The 6,362-nt window shown below is 63.8% G+C and carries 6 protein-coding genes; all 6 read right to left on the bottom strand.

The genetic code is table 11. From position 1 onward, the window contains the following. Positions 1–68: 68 nt before the first annotated feature. Positions 69–776: a substrate-binding domain-containing protein gene (locus tag BO1_RS09715; RefSeq protein WP_028217388.1), complete on the bottom strand. Its 708-nt coding sequence runs from the start codon at positions 774–776 to the stop codon at positions 69–71. Positions 777–789: 13 nt separating this feature from the next. Then, the gene (ligK, locus tag BO1_RS09720; RefSeq protein ID WP_028217389.1) at positions 790–1,473 is read right to left on the bottom strand and encodes a 4-carboxy-4-hydroxy-2-oxoadipate aldolase/oxaloacetate decarboxylase; all 684 of its coding nucleotides are present in this window, start codon (positions 1,471–1,473) and stop codon (positions 790–792) included. A gap of 2 nt (positions 1,474–1,475) precedes the next feature. Next, positions 1,476–2,501, bottom strand: a complete 1,026-nt coding sequence (locus tag BO1_RS09725) for an amidohydrolase family protein (protein WP_028217390.1) — start codon at positions 2,499–2,501, stop codon at positions 1,476–1,478. A gap of 37 nt (positions 2,502–2,538) precedes the next feature. After that, positions 2,539–3,888: an MFS transporter gene (locus BO1_RS09730; protein WP_028217391.1), complete on the bottom strand. Its 1,350-nt coding sequence runs from the start codon at positions 3,886–3,888 to the stop codon at positions 2,539–2,541. 122 nt (positions 3,889–4,010) lie between these two features. After that, positions 4,011–5,336 carry a gallate dioxygenase gene (locus BO1_RS09735; protein WP_028217392.1) on the bottom strand — a complete coding sequence of 442 codons (1,326 nt, stop codon included), beginning with the start codon at positions 5,334–5,336 and terminating at the stop codon, positions 4,011–4,013. 387 nt (positions 5,337–5,723) lie between these two features. Next, complete coding sequence (locus tag BO1_RS09740; RefSeq protein ID WP_043284310.1) at positions 5,724–6,167, bottom strand: nuclear transport factor 2 family protein; 444 nt, start codon at positions 6,165–6,167, stop codon at positions 5,724–5,726. Between the last annotated feature and the right edge of the window lie 195 nt (positions 6,168–6,362).

A 6,362-nucleotide genomic window follows, 5' to 3' on the forward strand; every position in this document is an offset into this window, starting at 1 on the left:
TGTGGGCGCGCGTGCGGCTTCGGTCGCGCAAGGCAAGGGCCTCATGCGCCTGATACGCCTCATGCGGCTCAAGCCGGTTCCATGCCGTGGAGAAGCTTCGCCGGGCCGGCTTCCGGCGAGGCGAGAAACGCGAGCAGCGCCCCGGTGGCCTCATGCCGCCGGCACGGCATGCACATCGCAGCTGAAAAAAGCGTGGTGGCCTCGATTTCGGTCGGAAGGGCATCGGTGACATCGATACCCGGCAAATCAATCAATTCGCTCAGCTGCTGAACACCCAACTCGACCTCGCCCCGCGCCACGAGCGTCCCAACCGGAACCCCGGGCGGCGCCTGCACGATACGTGACGCGACGCGTTCGGCAACACCCCACCGCTCGAACAGGCGTAGCAGATGCGACCCGCTCGGCCCCGTCGAATAGCCGATGCTGCGCGCGGCCAGCAAGGCATCGCGCAGCGCCGTCTCGGTCCCGGCTTCGGGAAGCGGCTCGCCGGCCCTCACCGCGATCGCCATCCGCGAACGGGCGATACCGACGCGGCTGCCGGGATCGATGCGGCCCGCGGCAGCAAGCCCCTCTAGCGCTTGCGACGCCAGCACGACGAAATCGAACCGCTCGCCCGCGAGGACACGCCGCGCCGCGTCGACGCCGCCGGTGGACTCGATGCGCACCCGCTGCCCCGACTGCCGCTCGTACGCGCCGGCGAGCGCGGTCAATACGTGGCGCGTCGCCATCGACGAGATACCGGTGATCGCGTCACCCTCAGTGTGTTGCACGTCCATTGCCCGCCCTGCTTCAATCGATGTACCGCAGTCCCGCCTGCTTCAACGGCTCGCGCATGTCGTACATGTCGAGGCCCAGCACGCCGGAGGCCAGTTTCGCACGCTTGGCCGTCTCATTGGCTTCGCGCGCTTGCGCCTTTTCCAGCACCTCGGCGGCGCGAGCCGCGGGAACGACGGCCACGCCATCGTCATCCGCGACGATCACGTCGCCGGGATTGACGAGCGCGCCCGCGCAGACGACCGGGATGTTGACGGAGCCGAGTGTCGCCTTGATTGTGCCTTTGGCCGATATCGCCTTGCTCCAGACCGGAAACCTCATGTCTTCCAGCACGCGGACGTCGCGCACGCCCGCGTCGATGATGAGGGCCCGCGCGCCGCGCGCCTGGAAGCTCGTTGCGAGCAGGTCGCCGAAGTAGCCGTCGCTGCAATCGGCCGTGACCGCCGCGACCACGATATCGCCGGGCTGAATCTGTTCCGCGGCGACATGCATCATCCAGTTGTCGCCCGGTTGCAGCAGCACGGTGACGGCCGTTCCGCAAGCCTGTGCGTGACGATAGATCGGGCGCATATACGGTTTGAGCAAACCCGTGCGCCCCATGGCTTCGTGCACCGTGGCCGCGCCGAATGCGCCGAGCTTCCCGGCCACATCCTTATCCGCGCGCCGGATGTTGCGGTAGACGACTCCCAGCTCATACATGATCAGTACTCCTTGCTTTTTAGCATGGCGTCGAGACGCGGAAACACCCGTCGCGCATTGCCTTCGTAAATCTGGTACCGTTCGCCCGCGTCGAGCGCTGCGTCTTCGATATAGCGCTTCGTGTCGTCGAAATAGTGGCCCGTCTCGGGATCGATGCCGCGCACCGCGCCTATCATTTCGCTGGCGAACAGGATGTTGTCCACCGGAATCACGCGCGTGAGCAAGTCGATGCCCGGTTGATGGTAGACACACGTGTCGAAGAAAATATTGTTGAGCAGATGCTCTTTGAGCGGTGGCCGCTTGAGTTCCTGCGCGAGTCCGCGAAAGCGGCCCCAGTGGTACGGCACCGCGCCGCCGCCATGCGGAATGACGAAGCGCAGCGTCGGGAAATCGCGGAACAAATCGGACGTGAGGCATTGCATGAATGCGGTCGTATCCGCGTTCAGGTAGTGCGCGCCCGTCGTATGGAAGCAGCCATTGCAGCTCGTGCTCACATGGATCATCGCCGGGATGTCGTACTCGACCATCTTCTCGTAGATCGGGTACCAGCTGCGGTCCGACAAGGGTGGCCCGCTCCAGTGGCCGCCCGATGGATCGGGGTTGAGATTGATCGCCACGTTGCCGTACTGCTCCACGCACTTGACGAGCTCGGGGATGCACGTGGCGATATCGACGCCAGGACTCTGCGGCAACATCGCGGCTGGAACGAAATGATCGGGAAACAGCTGGCTCACGCGGAAGCACAACTCGTTGCAGATTGCGGCCCAGGTGCTCGACACCTCGAAGTCGCCGATATGATGCGCCATGAAGCTCGCGCGCGGGCTGAACACCGTGAGATCGATGCCGCGCTCGCGCATCAGCCTGAGCTGATTGGATTCGATCGATTCGCGCAGTTCGTCGTCGCTGATCCGCAGCTCGGACGCCGCGGGCATCTCCGACGGATTCGCCATGCCCGCAATCTGGCGATTGCGCCACGTTTCCAGCGCCTTCGGCGCCGTGGTGTAATGGCCGTGAACATCAATGATCATCTTTGCTCCCAAAAACCGAATTCATTTGCACACGTTTTCAATGGGCGGTATTCGCCTGCACGGTCGGCTCGACGGCACGCGCGCGCTGCGTCAACACGATGGCGATCGCCGCGAGAGTCGCGGGCACTGCGAGCATCGCGAGAATGGCGCCGAACTCCCAGCCGAGCCCGAGCAGCGCGCCGCCGACCGCCGATCCAAAGATGCTGCCGAAGCGACCCATCCCCAGCATCCAGCTGACACCCGTTGCGCGCGCAACCGTTGGATAGCGCCCCGGTGCGTAGGCGTTCAGCCCCGTCTGCGCGCCGCTCATGCAAAAGCCCGCGGCGAAGACCAGCAATGCGAGCGACGAGGACAATGCCCCGATCCACGCGAGGCCGAGCACGCACACGGCGCCCCCGAGGTAAGCCGCGCCGATGACGGGCGCCGGCCGCACCTTGTCCATGAGCCAGCCCACCGCAATCGCGCCGATCGTGCCGCCGATCTGGAACATCGCCGTCACGTTCGCGGCCGTGGTGACCGTGAGGCCGGCGTCCTTGATCAGCGTGGGGAGCCAGCCGGTCAGGAGATAAATGACGAGCAGGCCCATGAAATAGGTCACCCAGAGCATGACGGTCATGAAGCCATAGCCCTGCGAAAGGAGCACGCCGATCGGCTTGCGCGTCGGCAACGGCGGTTCGTTCGAGACGAACACCTCATCGCCCGTAAATCGCACGCCACACACGCGGCCGAGCACCTTGCCAACGCGCGCCGGTTGCGCGCCTCGCACCGCCAGCAAGCGCGCGGATTCGGGCAGCAGCCACACCTGCAGCGGGATCAGCACGAGCGGCAACGCGCCGCCGAACACCAGCACCGCCCGCCAGCCGTGGACCGGAATGAGCCAGCCGGCCACGAAGCCGATCAGCGCCGAACCAAGATTGAAGCCCGTGAACATGAGGGTGATCATCAGGGCGCGCTTGCGCTGGGGGGCGTACTCGGCCAGCAGCGTCGTGGTATTGGGCATCGCCGCGCCAAGACCGATACCCGTCAATAGACGCAGCACGGCCATTTGCACGGGCGAGGCGGCGCGGGAGGTCGCAATGGTGAGGATGCCGAACAAGAAAACGGACAGGATCAGAACCGGCTTGCGCCCGAACCGGTCGGCACTCGGGCCTGCCGCCAATGCGCCGATCACGAGGCCGATGGGGGCGGCGCTCATCACGAGGCCGAAAGCGGGCCGCGAAATGGCCCAATCGTGAATGATCGAGGGGGCGACGAAGCCCATGATGGCCACGTCCATGCCATCAGCGACGACCACGAGGCAACACAGCGCCACCAGCAACCACTGCCAGGCCGAGATCGGCCTCTCATCAATGAAGGACTTGATATCGATTGTTTTTCTGCTTGTCATCACCTGTCTCCTTGGTCTATGGCGATGCGCCGGCTGACCGCCCGGGCTGTCTTTGCGATCCGATCCGGCCACTCGCGAGCACGCAGCGCGGACGCCCAGGGGGCCAGGCGTCCTTGCGCTTTTCAGCGCTTTTGAGCGCTTTCTTGGTGCGTGTCCGGCGTGGCTGCCTGATCCCAGCTCAGATTTCCGGCGGCGTTGCCCGCCACGGAATACAAAGCGCCAGGGGCGTTGCGGGTGCGCTGGAACGCTTCCAGCGTTTCCCCGCGCATCGCGGCGTAAATGTGGAGGTTCGACACGCCCGTGACCGCACCGAGCTTCTCGAGCATGAAGAAGATGACCCCGTAATGGAGCAGGCCGCGCCAGTCGCGCCGGCGGATCAAGTCGCGCTCTTCTTCGGTGAGGCGCGCGGCTTCGAAGCTCGCCTCCGGGTCGCTGAGGAATTGCTCGCGATGAGCCGGCTCGATCATGCGATGCAGGTAGTCGTTGATCCGGTACGCCCTCACCGCGACCTCCAGCGTGAAAGGCCAGGTGCCCTGCAACTTCTCGATGCCTGCCAATTGACTCGCCATGCGATTGCGGTGCCGCTCGAGGTTGGCGGGCGCTGCGTCGTCCTCGAGGCCCTCGTAGATGGCCGTCGCGATCCCGGTCATGGATGGCAAGTAATAGCTGCGATGCTTGCAAACGACACCGGCCGGCAGCGCGCCGCGCATGGCGAGCCACATGACGACCTCGGCGCCTTCGAAACCGCCACGCTCGGCGTATTCGGCAAGGGTGATATCGGCCAGTTGTTCGGGGTCGCGCTCGAAGAGATCGAGAAAACGCTGGTCCCATTCGGGATTGTTAAAGCCCGCGCGCTCGCCGTGGACCTGATGGGACAGACCGCCCGTCGCGACGATCGCCACGCGCAGATCTTCCGGATAGCTTTCAATCGCTCGCCGCAACGCCTGCCCCAGCTTGTAGAAACGCCGCGCGCTGGGGATGGGCATCTGCAGCACCCCCATCTGAAGCGGAATCAGCTTGACCGGCCATTCAGGCTCGTGCGGGCAAAGCATCGAGAGCGGAGAAAAGCAGCCGTGATCGAGCGGCCGGTTCTGGAAGAAGGCCATGTCGAATTCATCGGTCATCAGCGAGTGGCCGATGTGCGCGGCCAGCGCCGGATGTCCCTTGATGGGCGGCAGATCGCGCGCGCCGCCGCCCTCGTCGGCGACCCGCCATTCCTCGCCGACGCCCAGCGTGAATGCCGAATAGTGGTCGAAGAAAAACGAGGTGACGTGATCGTTGTAAATGAGCAGCAAGACGTCCGGCCGCTTTTCGGCCAGCCAGGACGCTACAGGTGCAAAGTTTTCGAAGATCGGCGCCCAGACCGGGTCGTCCTGCTTGTTCTTGTCGAGCGCAAATCCAATGGTGGGCGTATGCGAGGCCGCGATGCCTCCGATAATCTTCGCCATGTCAGTCGTACTCCGTGTGCGGATCGTTGCACGGAGGTTATGTGGGCGGCCCTTGCGTTGGAAGTAGGGGTTAGCGAGATTCGATCGGGAAAAAGTGCCGATTCTGGCCTGTTCTGGCGGGTCACCGGCCGGGTGGAAGCGCCGAAACCCCTTGCCAGGCCCGGAAGAGGCAAGATCCGGGGCACCTCGAGCCGAGGCGCACCGGAAAATGACAGGGATAAAGGAATTCGATAGCGGAACAATGAAGTCGCAAGACGCGACGGAAGATTGCATCCGCATTGCGGAACTGGCCGGTGTTGGCACGGCATCCGGTGGCGTGCCGAGCGTGCTGCCGGCTTTGAGCGAAACTGGTTCGCGCCCTCGAGCGCGAGCATGCCTTCTGTGTTCTTACCAGGAGCGGTTCTTTCCCCAGAGGAATCGGCCAGCGTCGTGCCCTGCGTAATCCGGATCGAGATAGATGTGCAGACGCTGGATGAGTCCGCCGTCGCCGAATTCAAAGACATTGCAGAAGCGGCCGCCGGGCGTCTCGCCACCCTGCCACGCGGTGCCATCGCTGTGCACGCCCTTGGTGAGGCCCTCTGCCACGACAAAGTTGGGGCCCTCGAAGAACTTCATTGCGTTGAGGTCGTGTGAGACCGACTTGACCGTGGACCCTAGTCCGCTCGCGAGTTCCGCAAGCTCGGCCTTGCCTTTGCCCACACCGAATTTTGGAAAATAGAACTGGAAATCGTCGGCGAACAGATCGAGCATATCTGCCCGGCCTGCGTCCAGGCGGACGAAGTATTCCTTCACGTTGGCGAGATTTCTCGGATCGCCGTTCTGGGGTGCCATGTCGAACCTTTTCATCAGACTATGCGGTTGCTGGGGGCGCGAGACGTGCGCCGGGCGATCGGCAGCAAAACTGCCCCTGTGGGGGGGTGCGATCGGCGCTTGATGTTCGGTGGATTTCTGTTTAACTATACACTCGTAAAATTTTAATGGCAATGGATCATGCGTCAAGGTTCATTTGCTGTGGGTATTAAGGCC

The sequence above is a fragment of the Paraburkholderia oxyphila NBRC 105797 genome (assembly GCF_000685075.1).
GTDB lineage: Bacteria > Pseudomonadota > Gammaproteobacteria > Burkholderiales > Burkholderiaceae > Paraburkholderia > Paraburkholderia oxyphila.

Excerpts from the sequence above, each read along its gene's own strand:
- BO1_RS09715 (WP_028217388.1), bottom strand. The coding sequence starts at position 776 with ATGGACGTGCAACACACTGAGGGTGACGCGATCACCGGTATCTCGTCG.
- ligK (WP_028217389.1), bottom strand. The coding sequence starts at position 1,473 with ATGTATGAGCTGGGAGTCGTCTACCGCAACATCCGGCGCGCGGATAAG.
- BO1_RS09725 (WP_028217390.1), bottom strand. The coding sequence starts at position 2,501 with ATGATCATTGATGTTCACGGCCATTACACCACGGCGCCGAAGGCGCTG.
- BO1_RS09730 (WP_028217391.1), bottom strand. The coding sequence starts at position 3,888 with ATGACAAGCAGAAAAACAATCGATATCAAGTCCTTCATTGATGAGAGG.
- BO1_RS09735 (WP_028217392.1), bottom strand. The coding sequence starts at position 5,336 with ATGGCGAAGATTATCGGAGGCATCGCGGCCTCGCATACGCCCACCATT.
- BO1_RS09740 (WP_043284310.1), bottom strand. The coding sequence starts at position 6,167 with ATGGCACCCCAGAACGGCGATCCGAGAAATCTCGCCAACGTGAAGGAA.